Source organism: Lactobacillus sp. A27 (genome assembly GCF_016742815.1).
GTDB lineage: Bacteria > Bacillota > Bacilli > Lactobacillales > Lactobacillaceae > Lactobacillus > Lactobacillus gallinarum.
The window spans coordinates 1-17613 of the sequence record NZ_JAEHNT010000010.1 but is presented as its reverse complement, the minus strand read 5'-3'; the positions used below and the strand labels follow the sequence as shown (position 1 = coordinate 17613).

Annotated in this window: 14 protein-coding genes; 11 read left to right on the top strand and 3 right to left on the bottom strand. The window is 38.0% G+C overall.

Annotated elements, in window-relative coordinates:
* Window position 1 precedes the first annotated feature (1 nt).
* The 8 genes from JEM49_RS01700 (at window position 2) to JEM49_RS01665 (ending at window position 11099) form a co-directional block, all read left to right on the top strand.
* A complete protein-coding gene (locus JEM49_RS01700) occupies window positions 2-826 on the top strand; it encodes a carbohydrate ABC transporter permease (RefSeq protein WP_201873361.1) in 825 nt (274 codons plus the stop codon).
* On the top strand, window positions 810-2105 hold the full coding sequence (locus tag JEM49_RS01695; protein ID WP_098045828.1) for an MBL fold metallo-hydrolase: 1296 nt from the start codon (window positions 810-812) through the stop codon (window positions 2103-2105). The genes JEM49_RS01700 and JEM49_RS01695 overlap by 17 nt, the downstream gene beginning before the upstream one ends.
* 53 nt (window positions 2106-2158) lie before the next feature.
* Entirely contained in the window at window positions 2159-3463 is a 1305-nt protein-coding gene (locus JEM49_RS01690) for an extracellular solute-binding protein (protein ID WP_201873355.1), read from the top strand.
* 137 nt (window positions 3464-3600) lie between these two features.
* Window positions 3601-4518, top strand: a complete 918-nt coding sequence (locus JEM49_RS01685) for a magnesium transporter CorA family protein (RefSeq protein ID WP_056945472.1) — start codon at window positions 3601-3603, stop codon at window positions 4516-4518.
* Window positions 4519-4530: 12 nt separating this feature from the next.
* The gene (locus JEM49_RS01680) at window positions 4531-5481 is read left to right on the top strand and encodes a serine hydrolase (RefSeq protein ID WP_201873354.1); all 951 of its coding nucleotides are present in this window, start codon (window positions 4531-4533) and stop codon (window positions 5479-5481) included.
* 135 nt (window positions 5482-5616) lie between these two features.
* Window positions 5617-6189 (top strand): TetR/AcrR family transcriptional regulator, encoded by a 573-nt coding sequence (locus JEM49_RS01675; RefSeq protein WP_098036662.1) that lies wholly within the window; start codon window positions 5617-5619, stop codon window positions 6187-6189.
* A 4-nt stretch (window positions 6190-6193) separates the two neighbouring features.
* Complete coding sequence (locus JEM49_RS01670; protein ID WP_201873353.1) at window positions 6194-9898, top strand: MMPL family transporter; 3705 nt, start codon at window positions 6194-6196, stop codon at window positions 9896-9898.
* Window positions 9899-10055: 157 nt separating this feature from the next.
* A complete protein-coding gene (locus JEM49_RS01665) occupies window positions 10056-11099 on the top strand; it encodes a zinc ribbon domain-containing protein (RefSeq protein ID WP_201873348.1) in 1044 nt (347 codons plus the stop codon).
* A 151-nt stretch (window positions 11100-11250) separates the two neighbouring features.
* Here the strand turns inward: JEM49_RS01665 and JEM49_RS01660 are convergent, their stop codons facing one another.
* The 3 genes from JEM49_RS01660 to JEM49_RS01650 form a co-directional block, all read right to left on the bottom strand.
* Window positions 11251-12633 (bottom strand): NAD-dependent succinate-semialdehyde dehydrogenase, encoded by a 1383-nt coding sequence (locus JEM49_RS01660; protein ID WP_201873346.1) that lies wholly within the window; start codon window positions 12631-12633, stop codon window positions 11251-11253.
* 79 nt (window positions 12634-12712) lie between these two features.
* Window positions 12713-13576, bottom strand: a complete 864-nt coding sequence (locus tag JEM49_RS01655) for a helix-turn-helix domain-containing protein (RefSeq protein ID WP_201873396.1) — start codon at window positions 13574-13576, stop codon at window positions 12713-12715.
* A gap of 2 nt (window positions 13577-13578) precedes the next feature.
* A complete protein-coding gene (locus JEM49_RS01650; RefSeq protein ID WP_201873394.1) occupies window positions 13579-14373 on the bottom strand; it encodes an alpha/beta hydrolase family protein in 795 nt (264 codons plus the stop codon).
* A 129-nt stretch (window positions 14374-14502) separates the two neighbouring features.
* On the opposite strand from JEM49_RS01650, the gene JEM49_RS01645 reads away from it, so the two are divergent.
* The 3 genes from JEM49_RS01645 to serS all read left to right on the top strand — a co-directional run bounded on the left by JEM49_RS01645 (window position 14503) and on the right by serS (window position 17195).
* On the top strand, window positions 14503-15111 hold the full coding sequence (locus JEM49_RS01645) for a TVP38/TMEM64 family protein (RefSeq protein WP_025006305.1): 609 nt from the start codon (window positions 14503-14505) through the stop codon (window positions 15109-15111).
* Window positions 15111-15662 carry a GNAT family N-acetyltransferase gene (locus JEM49_RS01640; RefSeq protein ID WP_201873344.1) on the top strand — a complete coding sequence of 184 codons (552 nt, stop codon included), beginning with the start codon at window positions 15111-15113 and terminating at the stop codon, window positions 15660-15662. Before JEM49_RS01645 ends, JEM49_RS01640 begins: the two co-directional genes overlap by 1 nt.
* A gap of 225 nt (window positions 15663-15887) precedes the next feature.
* Window positions 15888-17195: a serine--tRNA ligase gene (serS, locus tag JEM49_RS01635; protein ID WP_201873342.1), complete on the top strand. Its 1308-nt coding sequence runs from the start codon at window positions 15888-15890 to the stop codon at window positions 17193-17195.
* The last annotated feature ends 418 nt before the right edge of the window (window positions 17196-17613 follow it).

The window sequence follows — 17613 nt, the reverse complement described above, 5'->3', positions numbered from 1 at the left end:
AATGAAGAAGATTCGTTGGGGTGCTTTAGTTGCTTACATCGTTTTAGCAATCTTTGCGATTATTACTGTCTTTCCATTTGTTTACATGATTTTGGGCGGACTAATGAGTTTTAGAGAAACGACAACGATTCCGCCAACATTAATTCCTAAGCACTTTGAATGGTCAAACTATGCTAAGGTCTTTGCCCAAGCACCATTTGCTCGTTACTTTTTAAACACCTTTATTACGGCTAGTGTAACGACTATCGTAAGTTTGTTTAACGCACTTCTTGGTGCTTTTGCCATGGTTAACTTGAAGTTCAAGGGTAAGGGCGTTGTACAAGTCGTTCTTTTGTCACTCTTGATGGTGCCAGGTGAAGCAATCATCTTCACTAACTACAACACCATTGCCAGAATGGGCTTACTTAATACCTACATCGGTTTGGTATTACCATTCTTGACTTCAATTTTCTACATGTACTACTTACAAAGCTACTTCGGCTCAATTTCACAAACCATCTACAAGGCTGCGATGATTGACGGGGCTAGCGACTGGGAATACATCTGGAGAATTTTGGTACCAATGTCTAAAGGTGGTTTGTTCACTGTAGCGCTTTTGAGCTTCATTTCAGGTTGGAATTCATTCCTATGGCCATTATTGGTAACCAATGAAGACAGCATGAGACTGTTGAACAACGGTTTAACTTCATTTGCCTCAGATGCAGGTAGCGAAACGCAATTGCAATTAGCAGCTGCTACATTAACCGTTTTGCCAATCTTGATCTTATACTTCATCTTTAGAAAGCGAATTATTCGAGGAGTAGTACGTAATGACCTTAAAGGATAAAACAACCGTTACCTTTTATAACGGTTTAACCACAATTGGTGGACCAATGATCGAAGTGGCTTATAACAAGTCACACGTTCTGTTTGACTTAGGCGAAGTATATCGTCCTGAGTTAAAGCTGCCAGATGAAAGCTACCAAACTTTGATTAAAAATCAGCTGATTGGGGATGTGCCTAATTTTTACGATCCAAAAATTACGGGCAAGCCAATCGATACTGAACGCTGGGAACACTCTGCGGCTTACATTTCACACTTACACTTGGACCACAGCAAGGCCCTAAATTTGCTTGCACCTGAAATTTCACTTTATGCAGGTCCAATTACTGCTCATTTACTTCCTGCTTTGAATGAAAATGGCGACTTTCTTTTACCAGCCGCTGGACACGAGAAGAACTACACTCGTCCAATCATTGCGGCTGAGTATAAGAAGCCGATCAAGGTGGGAGATATTACCTTGGAAATATATCCTAGTGACCACGATGCTTACGGTGCAACTGGCTTACTAGTTAAGACACCGGACAAGCAAATCGCCTACACTGGTGATATTCGTTTGCATGGCTACCACCCAGATTGGGTTCGTGCCTTCATGCAAGCGGCCAAAGCTAGCGATATGTTGATCATTGAGGGTACTGGCGTTTCTTGGCCAGAAGAAAAGCACGATGAAAGCAGCGAAGAATTCACTGGTCCTAAGAACGAAGTGGAGTTAACTGAAAAAATCGTGCGCTTGCAAAACGCCAACCCTGATCGCCAAATCACCTTTAACACTTACCCAACTAACGTGGAGCGTTTGCTTAGAATTGTTTCTGATTCTCCACGTAAGGTGGTTTTGCATGCTAAGCGTGCGCATTTGATTAAGGACAGTCTTAACGAAGATTATCCATATTACTACTTGCCAGAAGACAAGAAGTATTCTGATTTGAATCCAGAGCTTGAAGTCAGCTATGACGAGCTTTTGGCGGATAATCATAAATACTTGTGGCAAGCTGTAAGCGATTATGATAAGCTTCAAGTGGGCGGCCTTTACATCCACTCAAATGCCGAGCCATTGGGTGACTTTGACCCTGCCTACAAGCCATTTGTAGAGCAATTCGCTAAAAATAAAATTGAGTTCATTGCATTGCGTTGCTCAGGCCACGCCGATGAAAAAGAACTCAAAGAAATAATTGGTGGGATTCAGCCAGCTATTTTGGTACCGGTGCACACATTGCATCCGGAGCTGGAAGAGAATCCATTTGGAGAACGTATTTTACCTAAACGTGGTCAAACAGTCACGCTTTAGTAAAATTAAAGATTATTGTTGTTTAGTTTTATTTTTTAGGAGGATTTATCCAAATGAAGTTTAGTAAGAAACTTGCTATGGCTGCCGTTGCTGCTTTAGCCTTAGTAGGAACTGCCGCTTGTTCAAATGGCGGTAGCAACTCTTCATCAAGTTCATCAGAAAAGATTCCATCAAAGATTACTAAGAAGACTACAGTTGTCTTTTGGAACGCTATGCCTGGTGTACAAGGTTCTACTTTGAAGCAATTGACTAACGAATTCGAAAAGAAGAACCCAAAGATTAATGTTAAGTTGGAAAACCAAGGTGATTACAATGATTTGCAAGCTAAGATTAACTCAGCTTTGCAATCACCAAACAACTTGCCAACTATCACCCAAGCATATCCAGGCTGGCTTTGGAATGCTGCACAAAACAAGATGCTTGTAAACATGACTCCATACATCAACAACAAGAATGTTGGTTGGGGTAGTGCTAAGGCATCCGGTATTAGAACCGAACTTCTTGACGGTGCTAAGATCAAGGGTACCCAATATGGTATTCCGTTTAACAAGTCAATCGAAACCTTGACTTACAACGCTGACATGTTCAAGAAGTATGGCATTAAGAAAGTTCCAACCACTATGGACGAACTTAAGCAAGTGTCAGAAACTATTTACAAGAAGAGTAACCACAAGGTTGTAGGTGCTGGTTTTGACTCACTTTCAAACTACTACACTCTTGGCTTGAAGAACGAAGGCGTTAACTTCTCAGACAAGGTTAACTTCAGTGGTGCTGCTTCAAAGAAAGTTATTAACTACTACGCAGATGGTATCAAGAAGGGTTACTTCAGAGTAGCTGGTTCAGAACACTACCTTTCAGGTCCATTTGCTAACGAAAAGGTTGCTATGTTCATCGGTACTTCAGCAGGTGAAGGTTTCGTTAAGCAAGGTGTAGGCAACAAGTTTACTTACGATGTTGCTCCTCGTCCTGGCAAGTACACTATGCAACAAGGTACTGACATTTACATGTTCAACCACGCAACTGCTGATCAAAAGGCAGCCGCATTTAAGTACATTAAGTTCTTGGTATCTAAGTCAAGTCAACTTAAGTGGGCTAATGCTACTGGTTACATTCCAGTTAACGAAAGCGTTGTAACTTCAAGCGAATACAAGAACAACAAGAGCACCAAGCTTCCTGCTAAACTTGAAGACTCAATGAAGCACTTGTATAGTGTTCCTGTTTCAAAGAACTCAAACGCTGCATACCAACAATTGAACAGCATTATGCAAAACATTTTGTCCGCAGCACAAAAGGGTCAAAATGTTAACAGCCAAATTAACGCTGGTAAGCAAAAGTTTGATGCTGCTTGGAAGCAATAAAACTAAATAGCAATTAATGTTAAAAGCAGACCGTGCTGGGTCTGCTTTTTTTGATGGAAATAATAAGTTTGCAGTTCCTATGTGCTTAGAAAAAATGTTAACATTTAAGAAGCGAATAAAAAGTAGAGGTGAGCTGGTTGATTAGACAACAAAATTTCCCCGTACCAACAAAATATAAGTGGTACGACATCAACAACTTAAGTGAAGAAGATAGTGAGAAATTGCAAAGAGACTTCAATTTTACCCCGGATATTATTTCTTATATTTCCGACCGTCACGAACGTCCTCACTATGACTATGATGTGCATACGCATAGTCACCTGTTAGTTTATGATGTACCTATTTGGCCAACTAATACAATTAAACATTTCACTTCACACCCAATCACTTTCTTAGTTGTTGGTGAAAATGTCTTTACTTTCCATACGGAATCAACTAGCTATGTTTTTGATGAATTCAATGATGAACACATGCGTGAACGGCTTTCGGAGGCTAAAGATGTAACAGAGCTGTTAATGCTCTTCTTCCTTTATTCATCACAATATTTCCAGCGTGCTGTGACTCAATTGGATGTTGAGCGTAATAGTCTGGATCAGAAATTATCTGATGATATTAATAATAAAGATCTGGTTGAATTATCTAATATTGAAAAAAGTTTAGTTTATTTATCCAGTTCAATTCAGACAGATTTGATGATGCTTCACAGTTTGGACCATAGCAAATTAGACTTTACTAAGGATGCGCGTGAAAGACTTGATGACGTTCTCATTGAGTCAAGCCAGTCTGCAGAAATGGTTCAGATTTCACAACAAGTCACCAAGACGCTGTCGGCTACCTCAAATAACATGATGAACAATAACTTGAACGATACCATGAAATTTTTGACGGTCTGGTCACTGGTATTAACGATTCCAACTATTTTGACAGGGTTCTACGGAATGAATGTTAGTTTACCTATTTTAAAGAATTCGTTTGACTGGATTTTAATTATTGTCTTGATGGTCGTCTTAATGGTATGGCTGGTCGTTTTGATGAAAAAGCATCACTTCTTTTAAAGAGGAAATCTTATGAAACATAAAATATTGGTAGGTTCGATTATTTCTACTCTGTTGGCATTCATCTTGTATACGAGCAACATGCGACGAGTTGAAAATGCACAATTGAAGATCGTGGGACCGACAACTAGCAAAGTTAAGAAAAGCAAAAAGAAAACTAAAGAGCCAAAAGTAAAAAAGGTTAAAGAACCTAAAGTTAATTCGATTGAATACTCGAATCATGTTAAGGCTAAAAGCGGTAGTAATAAACAACTGGTTAAGTTGATTAAGAATGTGATGGGGCTTGATGATAGTTATCAAGTTGCCGTGCAAGATTTGAATAATTCTAGTCGCTATGCCGTTGTATCTAATACTGCCAAAGCCCATGACGCTAAAGATGTCATGAAATTGTTCTTGTTGATTGCACTTTATGAACAAGAGCAAAAGGGTAAGATGGGATCTAAAACTGCTGTTAAAATTAAAAAGGCAGATAAAGCTAAGGGCGATGGCATGTTCCAAGTTAATATGGCTTATGGCCTTGCCTACTTGCGTGAAGCTATGTTGAAGAATAATAAGACGGCTTCCAATGCTTTGATAAGAAAAATTGGCATTAAAAATATTGAATCAGTTGCTAAAAGAATGGGAGCTGACCAGACTACTATTGCCAAGAACTTTGATGGCGATAATTATGGTAAAACTACTGCTAATGATTTAGCTAAAACCATGATTGGTCTTTATCAAGGACGGGTCTTGAATCGACAATATGCCAGCAGGGTCTTGAGTGCTTTAGCTAAGTCAAAAGAGCGAATCAAGATGGTTAAAGGCATCACTGGTGGTGTCTATGCTACAGGTGATAATGATTTTGCTACGGCAATTGTTCAAGGCAGAGGAAATTACTGTATAGCTGTTTGGAGCAGCAACAATAAGAACTTTAATAAGTTAGAAAAGAATGTTAACACCTGGTTTGATAAAAAACATAAATAAGAAATAAAGATAATGAAGCTTGAAAAGGGCTTCATTATTTTTTTATTAGAAAAAGCATTTATTTACAGATTGTAGATTGTAATCTTCAAATTGTAGTGATATATTATCTAGTATGCTAGGAAAAGGAGGGACGTTATGGCACAAAAGAGAAATCTTGATTTGGATAAAATAATTGATCAAGCAACTAAGTTGATTAGTGAAAAGGGGTTGAGTGCTACAACTTTACCAGCTTTGGCAAAGGCATTAAATGTGCGCTCGCAGTCGCTATATCATTATGTATCTGGTCGCAAGCAATTATTATCTTTAGTTGGTGCAAGGGAGATTAAAATTTTGCGGCATCAATTAATGGATGACTTGATTGGCTTGTCTGGCAGGGATGCATTGCTTAAGTTTGCTGATACGGTGCGGGATTTTTTATTGAGTGACCAGGCTTTATCAAGCATTTTGTATCACTTGAATGAATATCCCAAGGATGCGGCAATTAGCCAAGAAATTTTGGATCTGATCAAATTGGGCGAGAGGCTTAATTTTAGAAAAGAAAGTGCCATTTCGTTCCATGCTTTAATTGGCGCTGTATTGGGTTACGTTTTTTTGGATAATTCTTCTTCATTTGTTGATGAAACAAAGGATGAATCTAATCGTAATTATCATGAGATGATTCTGCGACTTGTAGAACCAGTACCTGAATTACAAATAGGAAGGAAATAGGAAAGTGCAGAAATTTCTGAAAAACCATGTTTTTTCTTTAATTGCATGGGTTTTGATATTGATAATTTCCATTTTTGCTTTGCCTAATATCAAGGAACTGACTAATGCCCACTCGGACATTACACTTCCAAGCAATGTACAAAGCAATGTGGCACAATCTATCAAAAACAATTGGGGTGCAAAAAAGAAGAACACCTATGAAGTAGCACTTGTTTTTAACAAGAAACACGGCAAGCTAACGGAGGCTGATAAAGCGGCCATCAACAATACGCTTGACAAGTTTACGAATGATAAACACAAGTATGGAATTAAGGATTCACTTCTTCCAGATTCCAATATTGCTACGAGAAAGAAGCTTCAATCAAAAGATGACACGACTTGGGTAGCGCAATTTAATATCGCTAAGAGTCATGGCACGATTGAGGAAGTTTACAATCAAATGAACAGGGATGCCAAGACGCAAGGTCTTCGCACTTATGTAACTGGTGCTGATATTTTGCAACATGACTTCTCTGCTTCAATCCAGCAAGGAATTAAGAAGACTGAAGCTATTACCGTTGTATTTATTTTCATTGTTTTGGTAATTGTCTTTAAGTCACCAATTGTTCCGCTAATTTCATTATTGACAGTTGGGGTATCATTCCTTACTTCCTTCTCAATCGTTACAAACCTAGTTGAACATGCTAATTTCCCATTCTCAAACTTTACACAGGTGTTCATGGTTATCGTCCTCTTTGGTATTGGTACCGACTACAACATCTTGCTGTATGATAAATTTAAAGAGAATCTAGGGAAAGGGATGGACAAGTACGAAGCCTTACATGATGCGCTTTTCAAAGCTGGTAAGACCATCCTGTATTCTGGCTCATCAATTTTAATCGGATTTACCGCATTAAGTTTAGCTAAGTTCTCAGTTTACCAATCAGCCGTAGGTGTAGCGGTTGGTGTTGCAGTACTTTTGGTAGTGCTTTTAACACTCAACCCATTCTTCATGGCAGTTCTTGGTAAGAAAATGTTCTGGCCAGTTAAGAAATTCACTGGTGAAAGCGATGATAAACTTTGGCATGGAATTTCTGCTTCAACATTAAAGCATCCAATTATTTACTTAATTGTATTGGCTGTAGTTGTAGTTCCATTCATGTTAATGTACTCAGGACACTTGAATTACGATGATACTGATGAAATTGCAGATTCAGTTCCATCTAAGCAAGGTTTATTGGTAGTTCAAAAACACTTCTCAGAAGGTATGGCTGAACCATCATACTTGTACATTAAGAGTAAGCATCGTTTAGATAATGAAGAAAACTTGAAGTTAATTGATCAATTGACCAAGCAACTTCAAAACTCAAAAGATGTTTCATTTGCGACATCTGTAACTCAACCATATGGTGAACCAATTGATATGCTTTATGTAAACAATCAATTGAACACTGTTAACGACGGTGTTGATCAAGCTCGTTCTGGTTTGGGTAAATTAAGTAAAGGTTCTAACAAGGTGGCTAATGGTGCCAACAGCTTGAAGGATGGTGCAGATCAACTTCAAGATGGTACTAGTCGTCTTCAAAGTGGTGCACAACAATTAGTTGGTGGTACTAGTCGTTTGCAAAACGGTGCTCAACAATTACAGAGTGGTGCCGTTCGTTTACAAAACGGTTCAAATCAATTAGTTAGTGGTGCTACTCGTCTTGAAACTGGTGCAGGTCGTTTGGCTAGTGGTACTCACGCACTTCAAAGTGGTGCAAGCAGCTTACAAAGCGGTGCTAACAAGTTGCAAAATGGTGCTAATAGTTTACAAGCTGGTACCAAGACCTTGCAAAATGGTACCCAACAAATGGCTAACCAATTGCAACAATTGAGTACACAACTTTCTAACCAATTGAGTGGATCAAACAAGCAACAACTTGCTGCATTGCAAACTGCTTTGCCACAAATTAACAGCGGTATTCAACAATTGAATGCTGCTTTAGGCAATTCTGTTGACGTTTCATCTGCAACTAGTGGTTTAGCTGCTGTACAAAAACAAGCTGCTCAATTAGAAAGCAGCTTGAAGGAGTTGCAAAGTGCTGCTGGTAGTGTCGGTTCATCTGTAAGTCAAGCAGATGTTCAATTAGCAATTAGTGCTGCAGTTCAATCAGCTGTGAAAGACGTTCCAAGTGATCAAAAACAAGCTGCACAGCAAGCAGCAACTGCAGCTGCAACCCAAGCGGTACAATCAGTTGTTCAAAAGGCTCAAGCTGGTGCTAATACTGATAAGTTAAAGTCAGCTATGCAAAATGCAACTCAAGCAGCTCAAGGTTTGCAAGGCTCGATGGCTGCAATGCAACAAAGTGATTTGATGACCCAACTTCAAAGTTTGAAGACTCAAGTGAATACTTTAGCTCAAGCTTCAAACCAAGCACTTCCAGGTGCCGCAACTGCTTTGAACCAATTAAGCTCAGGCTTAAGTCAAGTTCAATCAGCTGCTAGTGCAGGTGTTGCCGGTGCAAACAAGCTTAACTCAGGTGCTGCTGCTCTTAACAGTGGTGCAGGTCGCTTGAGTACTGGTCTTGGCAGTCTTGCAAGTGGTGCAGGTCGTCTTAACGCTGGAGTTGGCCAACTTAACAGTGGTGCAGGTCAACTTCAATCAGGCTTAGGTACTCTTGCCAACGGTGCAGGTACTCTTAACACTGGTCTTGGTACTCTTGCTAATGGTGCAGGTCAACTTAACTCAGGTGTTGGTCAATTAGCAAGCCAAGCTCCAGCTCTTATCTCAGGTATCGGTCAACTTAACAGTGGTGCCGGCCAACTCAGCATGGGTGCTGGCAAGTTAGCTGCTAAGGTTCCAGAACTTACTACTGGTATTGACACTGTAAACAGTGGTTTAGGTCAAGGTGAAACTTACTTGAAGGGCTTAGGCTCATCCGCTGCAGCAGATACCTTCTACATTCCAAAGGAATTCTTGAAGAATGAAATGTTCAAGAAGTCAATGGATGTATACCTCAGCCCTGACAAGAAGTCAGCTCAAATTATCGTAGTTTTCGATTCAAACCCAAGTGCAACTGAAGCTACTAACGAATCACAAGAATTGAGCGCAATGGCTAAGAAGACTTTCCAAGGTACTGCTCTTAAGAATGCTACTGTTGCTATGGGTGGTCAAAGTTCAAAGATTAAGGATACTAAGACAGTTGCTAGTGGCGACTTCCTTAGAACTGCCGCAATCATGTTAATCGGTATCGGCATTGCCTTAATGTTTGTAACTCACTCACTTCTTCAACCAGTTTACATTCTTGGTACTTTGCTTATCGCATACCTTTGCTCACTTTCAATCAACCAATGGATTGTTAAGGCTGTTCTTGGTAGAGACATGCTTTCATGGAACACACCATTCTTCAGCTTTATCATGTTGATTGCCTTAGGTGTTGACTACAGTATCTTCCTCATGACTCGTTATCGTGAACTTGAGACTGAGGGCTACACAACTCCAAGTTCAAGAATCTTGAAGGCATGTGCTATTATCGGTACTGTTGTTGTATCAGCTGCAATTATCTTGGGTGGTACTTTTGCAGCCTTGATCCCATCAGGTATTCCAACCTTGATCGAAGTTGCTTTAACTGTTAATGTTGGTTTGTTAATCTTGGTATTTATCTTGCCAATTACTTTATCAGCCGCAGTTAAATTGACTTATGAAGGCGTCAACTTTGGTAGGTTGTTTAAGAAAAACAATAAATAATAATTAATGAAAAAGACTCTACAAATCCTGTGGAGCCTTTTTTATGTCCATAAGTAAAGAATAATTAATTACTAATAAAATCCGCTCATATCGTCACTATTTGCCTTCATCTGCATGTTATAATTGTTGTTAAAGAACCAAGAAGAGAGGGCTTTATATGACTACGTGTCCAAATTGTGGTCAAGCAATTAATGAAAAGGATAATATTTGTCCAAATTGTGGTTTTAATTTAAAGAAGTACCGTGATAACTTTTTTACAGATCAACATATTAAGACTAAATATGAATCTGACGATGAGGGACAACAAATTATCAGCCGTGCCGCATATCGGGAAGAATTTTATCCTGAAAAGCAAAATACCACTGTTCAACGGATGATCGCATGGGTTAGAAAAAATGCAACTATAGTTTTTCTATTGGGTGTATTTCTGTTAATTTTGATGAGTTTTTCAAGAGCAGCCGGCTGGATTAGTTTTTTAGTCTTAATGATTTGGCTTTATATAGTTTGTGATCGTCAGGAAAAGATCGAGCAATATACAGCCGATAAACGATTAACGCAAAAAATTAATCAGATGGGATCTAAAGTTTTCAATCGGATTGATAAACGTGAAGATCAAATAAAGAAACGTAACGCAGTTTTTGCACAAAACCATCCTCGCGTTGAAAATCAGGTGCGTGAAATAAAAAAGCAAAGACAGAATCGATTTAACTATGTGCAACTATCAGTTATTTTGACAGCATTAATTAGTTTGATTGTACTTTTTACTGATTCAGGTGCCGCTGTTTCAGCTGTCAGTTATACGCAAAAAATGTCGATCTCTAACGTGATTTTTAGCTTGGCAGGAAGACTATTGTCATCTGGTGCTACATCTGTTTATTCAATTGTGCTTTACCTAGTTTGGCTATTTTTATTCCTGTTCCCAATTTTTATTATTTACAACGTATTGAAAAATACGCGAGCTAGTCAGGTTTTAGCCTTTGTTTTATCGCTGATTGAGACGATCTTTTTAATCTATTTAATTTACAAATTATCAAGTTATAGTCGTGCGGCAACTGGTGTCATGAGTCAATTAACCAGTCAGCTGATTACATATGCTGTATCACTTGGAGCATCTACATATTTCTTGATTTTATCCAGTTTTTTAACTACAGCTTTATCAGGATATAACTTAATCGATAAAAAAGAAAAAACTAAACAGTAAGATAAAAGTGTCTGAAATATACCAATATTGTATATTTTCAGACACTTTTTTGGGTTTAGCTATTGCCGGCATATCTGGAATCTTGAGCTTAGGATTAAACAAGAAAAAGATGAGATAAAAAGAAGCAAAAATGCTTCTTTTTTAGTTTGAACTATTCATTACTCTTAGTAACATCGATAACTAAGTGTTCGTTGACAAAGGCCATCATGCCTAAGTCGCTTAATTCACGACCATAGCCAGATTTTTTAACACCGCCAAATGGCAATTCACCTGAAGTAATCCAGCGACCGTTGATAACCGTCATTCCAGTTTCGATTTGTGCCGCTACGTTTTGAGCACGCTTGATATCACTACTGATGACAGATGAGCCTAAGCCATAACTTGAATCATTAGCTAATTCAATAGCTTCATCATCATCTTCAACTACATAGATCTCTGCAACAGGGCCAAATAATTCTTGATCAAAGATAGGGTTGTTTTTATCAATATTAGTTAAAATCATCGGTCTAAAGAATGAACCCTTAGCATCAATTTCTGGGTATTGGTAAAAGACTTTAGCACCGCCATCGATTGCTGATTGAACCTGCTTTTCTAATTTGGTCTTAGTTCTTTGTGAGTTTAATGGTGGTAGGGTTGTACTATCATCAAGTGGATCGCCAGCTTTTAATTCAGAGAAGATACTCTTTAAGTCGTCTAGAACTTCATCATAACGGGATTTTTCAACGATAATTCTCTTAGATGAAGTACATACTTGACCGCCATTATAAGTTCTAGCATCCCTTAAAACATTGCGTAATAATTTTGGATCAGCATCATCTAGTACGATAAAGGCATCATTACCGCCTAATTCCATTGTAGACTTCTTTAAGTTTTTGCCAGCTTCTTCAGCTACAGCACTACCGCCGCGCTCTGAACCAGTTAAGGCAACACCTTGAATGCGTGGATCAGCAATAATATTTGCCAATTGATCATAGCTAAGAAAGAGATTAATCAAACTTCCTTCTGGTGCACCAGCTCTTTTAATAATTTTAGCAATTAACGCAGCTGAGCTTGGAACATTATGAGCATGCTTAAGTAAAACTGGATTACCCACAACGAAGTTAGGAGCAAATATACGTACAACTTGATATACTGGGAAGTTCCATGGCTCACACGCCATGATTACACCAGTAGCTTGTTTTAGATAATATGCATTTCTTAAATCACTTTTAATCGGAGTAGGCTCAAGCATTGCAGCAGCGTTATCGGCATAATAATCACAAATAGAAGCACATAACTCGACTTCTTCTTTTGATTCACGCAGCACTTTCCCCATTTCCAGGGTCATCATCTTAGCTAATTCGTCTTCATGCTCGCGAAAAGCATCAGCAATTTTATGTAAAAACTTAGCACGTTCACTTGGGTCTTCATGACGCCATTTTTTGTATAAAGTATGTGCTAGATTAATAGCTTCTTCTACTTGCTCAGCAGTAGGGTTATCATAGCTAGCAAATTCTTCGTTAGTGTATGGATTAATTGATTGATATTTAGACATTTTATTTTCTCCCGTTCAATTAAAAGTTTATCCGCATAAGCTCTGTTTTTATTATAAAACGTTTACATTAAAAACTCAGCTATTTTACATCGTCTAAATTTTTAATTAGCTTTCGAGCCTTGTTTAGCGTGATATTATTACGATTGATACGGGCAAAAGCACAGGCATCATGCAAGTGCTGGCTAATGATTTCTTTATTTTTATTTTGGGCTATATCATTGACACCTTGTTGCAAAAGAATTCTTGCCATGTAAAAAATTACGTGTTTTTCAGTTCCGATCTTGTAGGCATAACGCAAAAGTGAATTAGATTCTTTGTACATTTCGCGTTGACCATAGAATTCACTGGCATCGCATAAAATGGCAAGGGCATGCAAAGTGGTCAGTGGATTGTTGATTTCAACGCTTTTTATATTTTTGAGTACTTGGCTGTAATAATGCTCTGCTTTTTGCATTTCACCTTGGTTTGCATAAATCTGACTACAACCATTGAGTGCGAGCAAGCGATAGATATCGTTTTTAGGTAAATCTTTAGTTGTCAGAATATTATTGAAATAGAACAAGGCACTCATTTCGTTGCGATCACTTTTCAGAGCATATTGTCCCTGTAAAAATTGATAGTGTACCTGATCTTCTTTACGTTTAAGCGTATCTTCACTAACTTCGGACAATAAGTTCAAAATTTTAGTGTAGTCAAAGTTAATAAATGCAAAATCTGCATCAAATAATAGCTGCGTGATTCGTTGCTCATCACTACGGTTAATAATGTAGCCAACTTCAATTTGCAGACGATCGCATAACTGATTGAGAATTTTTAGGGAAGGTACTTGCCCATTATTTTCAAATTTACTTAAAGTTGATTGCGTACAGATGCCATGACAAAGATCAGTTTGTGATAGTTTCTGTGCTTTGCGTATTTGAATGAATTTTTTAATATCGATTATCATTATTTTTGTCTCTTAATTGTTTGATACAAAAAGTCGAGGGATTCATCAATGTAATCCTGACTATAATCCATGGCATGACCATGTCCTGGAATAACCAATAATTGGACGCCATGATTTTGCTTAGCTAAGAATTTAATAAAATCTAGCGTAGTGGATAATGGCGTCAGTTCATCTGCAGAGTTAATCATCATTAATTTATTTAAATTAGAAAAATCATATGATTGAGCATCAAGCTTTTGTAAAATATCAGATTTATCTGAGCCGGTATAAGTTAAAGTGAAGTATTTGTAAAAGGAGGTTCTAATTTGAGTAGGATCAGTGATACCAAAATCTTCTTTTGCTTGTGGTGAAGGTTTAACCTCCTGATGGTTTTTAATCCAATTAGTGTATTCAACAGGAGCAGACCAAGTTACAGTTGGAAAGCCATACTTACCAGCTACGTATAATGCCATTGTCCCGCCGACGCTAGCACCGATCTGGACTATATTTTTGATATCATCATTATCAGTGTAATCAGAGTCTAATAGCCAATCGACAAAATGAAGTGCATCATCATGAGCAGCTGGGAAATGAGCAGCTGGAGCTAAGCTATAGTTAGGAATAAAAGTCATGAACCCTGCATTAGCTAAATTAATGCCGATCTTCTTAACGTCTTTTTTATCTCCGCGGAACCAGCCGCCACCATGCCAAAAGATTAAAATTTTAGTCTCAGAAGTTGTATCATTTGGGTAGTAGATATCAGCTCCTAATTTTTTATTCTCGTCATAAATAATATTATTTTTAATGACAACCATGATTTGTGTTCCTTTCATTTGTACTATCAAGAATATTATATATTAATTAAAAAGCAGATAAGTTAATAAAGTCTTTTTTAGTTTTTTGATAGAATTAGTGCATTAAAGTTATGAAAGAAGGCGAAAAAGATGCATCATTTGTCAGCTAAGGCGAGTCGAAAATTAATTAATATTGCTACAGTGGTTTGCGGATTAGTAATTATTCTGTTGGTCATCTATTGGTATCGATTAGGGATATTTACTGATCAAGATAAGATGCGTGCTTATTTAGCCAATAAACAAATTGTGGGACCGATTATTTTCGTATTGATCCAGATTGTTCAGGTGGTAATTCCTATTATTCCAGGTGGTGTGTCGCTACTAGGCGGAGTAGTCTTTTTTGGACCAATTGCCGGTTTTATCTATAATTATGTCGGAATTTGTATTGGCTCGATTATTAACTTCTTTTTGGCACGGCACTATGGTCGTCCATTCATTTTGCATATTGTGTCGGAAAAAACGTTAGACAAATATATGAAGTGGACTGAAAATCAGAAGAAGTTTAATTGGTTCTTTGCCATCTGTATTGTTGCACCTGCTGCGCCTGATGATGTGCTTTGTTTGCTTGCGGGCTTAACTAAAATGAAGTTCTGGACTTATTTTTGGATAATTGTTTTAGGCAAGCCGTGGACAATTATTGCTTATAGCTTTGGCTTGCAGTATGGTGCCGAATGGCTGCTGAAGTTGATGGGTAAATAATGCTGGAATCAAAGAGAATATATTTAAGAAGATTTGAAGAAAAAGATGCAGAACAATTATTGAAGTGGGGTAGAAATGCCCGCTATCATAATCTGGCTGCCTTTGAGAATTATCAAAATATAGAAGAAGCCCAGCGGGGTGTAGAGCAGTATATGGCCCGTCCAGAGAGCTATATTATTTGTCTGCGTCAAAATGATCAGACGATTGGCTTGATTGAATTATATGAACGTGGTTTAGATGAACAAAGCGGCTTATTAAAAACAAAAGAAGTTGGCTTTTTGCTAGATCAGGCTTTTGAAGGCCATGGTTATATGACGGAAGCGCTGCGTTTAATTTTAAATTATGCTTTTAAAAAGAAACGACAAGAAGAAATTTGGGCAGGCACTTTTGTAAATAATGAAAAGTCGCAGAAACTGTTGGAAAAACTAGGATTTCAGTATGTTTATACCGTAGATTATTCGCAGATTAGTACACTTTTTTCGTATCAAGAAAAATATTATTTGCTCAAACAAGCAGAATGGCTTAAAATAGACGCAAACATGAAATCCTAAGACTGCTTCAGAGAGTTCACGGTTGGTGCGAGTGAATGGATGTCGTTTCCAGATTTCGTTAAGATGGGCAATTAATAGTTGCACGGTTTGGCGTCGTTATCCGTCTATTAAGAGGTGCAGTTTATATTAGACTGAAGATGGGTGGTACCGCGAAGCTGTGTAAGAGCCGATTCGTCCCAAGCAAGGGATGAGTCGGCTCTTTTTTTGCATTATGGAGGTTTTTTAATGCTTGATATTAAGGTGATTCGTGAGAATCTCGATTGGTCAAAGAAAAAGTTAGCTACACGTGGCATTAAGCCAGAAGAATTGGATGAATTGGTAGAAATCGATGCTAAGCGTCGTAAGGATTTAACCAAGAGTGAACAATTAAAGGCTAAGCGTAATGACGTTTCTAAGCAAATTGCTGAAAAGAAGCGCAACAAAGAAGACGCAAGTGATGCTATTAAAGCTATGCGTGAAGTAGGTAAGGAAATCAAGGATTTAGATAAAGAAGTTGCTGAATTAACTGAAAAGCAAAACTACATTTTGCTTAGATTGCCTAACTTCCCAGCAGATTCAGATCCAATCGGCCCTGATGATAGCTACAACGAAGAAGTTCGTAAGTGGGATGAACCAACTAAGTTCAACTTCAAACCAAAAGCTCACTGGGACATTGGTACTGACCTTGGTATTTTAGACTGGGATCGTGCTTCTAAAGTTTCAGGTGCACGTTTTGTTTACTACATTGGTGCAGGTGCACTTTTGGAACGTGCTGTCTTTAATTTCTTCCTTGATGAAAACACTAAGGATGGCTACACCGAAGTTATTCCACCATACCTTGTTAACGATGCATCAATGCAAGGTACAGGTCAATTCCCTAAATTCCACGAAGATGTTTACACTATCGTAGATAACGACGATCCAGATAAGCCACGTGATTTGACTTTGATTCCAACTGCTGAAGTTCCTTTGGTAAACTATTTTAGAAATGAAATCATTCATGAAAACAAGTTGCCAATCAACGTAACTGCTTTATCACCAGCATTTAGAAGTGAAGCAGGTTCAGCTGGTCGTGATACTCGTGGTTTAATCAGAATGCACGAATTCCGCAAGGTTGAAATGGTTAAGGTATGTAAGCCTGATGAGTCATGGGATGAACTTGAAAAGTTAACTCACAATGCCGAACACTTATTGCAAAAGTTGGGCTTGCCATACCACGTAGTTGCTTTGTCAACTGGGGATGCAAGTTTCACTAGTGCAAAGACTTACGACCTTGAAGTTTGGATGCCTGCACAAGACAAGTATCGTGAAATTTCAAGTTGTTCTAACTGTACTGACTTCCAAGCTCGTCGTGCACAAATTCGTTACCGTGACGAAGATGGCAAGCTTCACTTAGCACACACTTTGAACGGTTCTGGTTTAGCTGTAGGTAGAGCAGTAGCTGCAATTTTGGAAAACTACCAAAATGAAGATGGCTCAGTAACTGTTCCTGATGTTCTTGTACCATACATGAATGGTATGAAGAAGATTACTAAAGAATCAAGTTTGATTTAGTAGAAGAAAATAATTAGAAAAAGGCCTAAGAATTAGCGTTCTTGGGTCTTTTTGTTCGCCCTGAAATAGCAAAAATGCAAAAAATCAAAATTTTTTCAAAAAAATTTTGATGAATTTAAAACTAAAATACAGCAAAAGACGAACTATTTATTTGAAAAGTAATTAAATTAACAAGATATATGAGATTTGAAAAAGACAATATAAATAGTAATTGTTACAACGTTACCTAGCGTTTCATGTTTAATTCGAACAAAAACTAGGATTTGACGAATAAGGATTGACCGTGTAATATATTTAACTGTTGTCGGGTGATAAAGAAATCGCCTGATGGTGAAAAAACAAATCAAAAAAGTTCTTGACAAAGGATTTGAGATTTGATAAAATATAAAAGCCGTCTGGTTCAACCAGACGGAGGTAG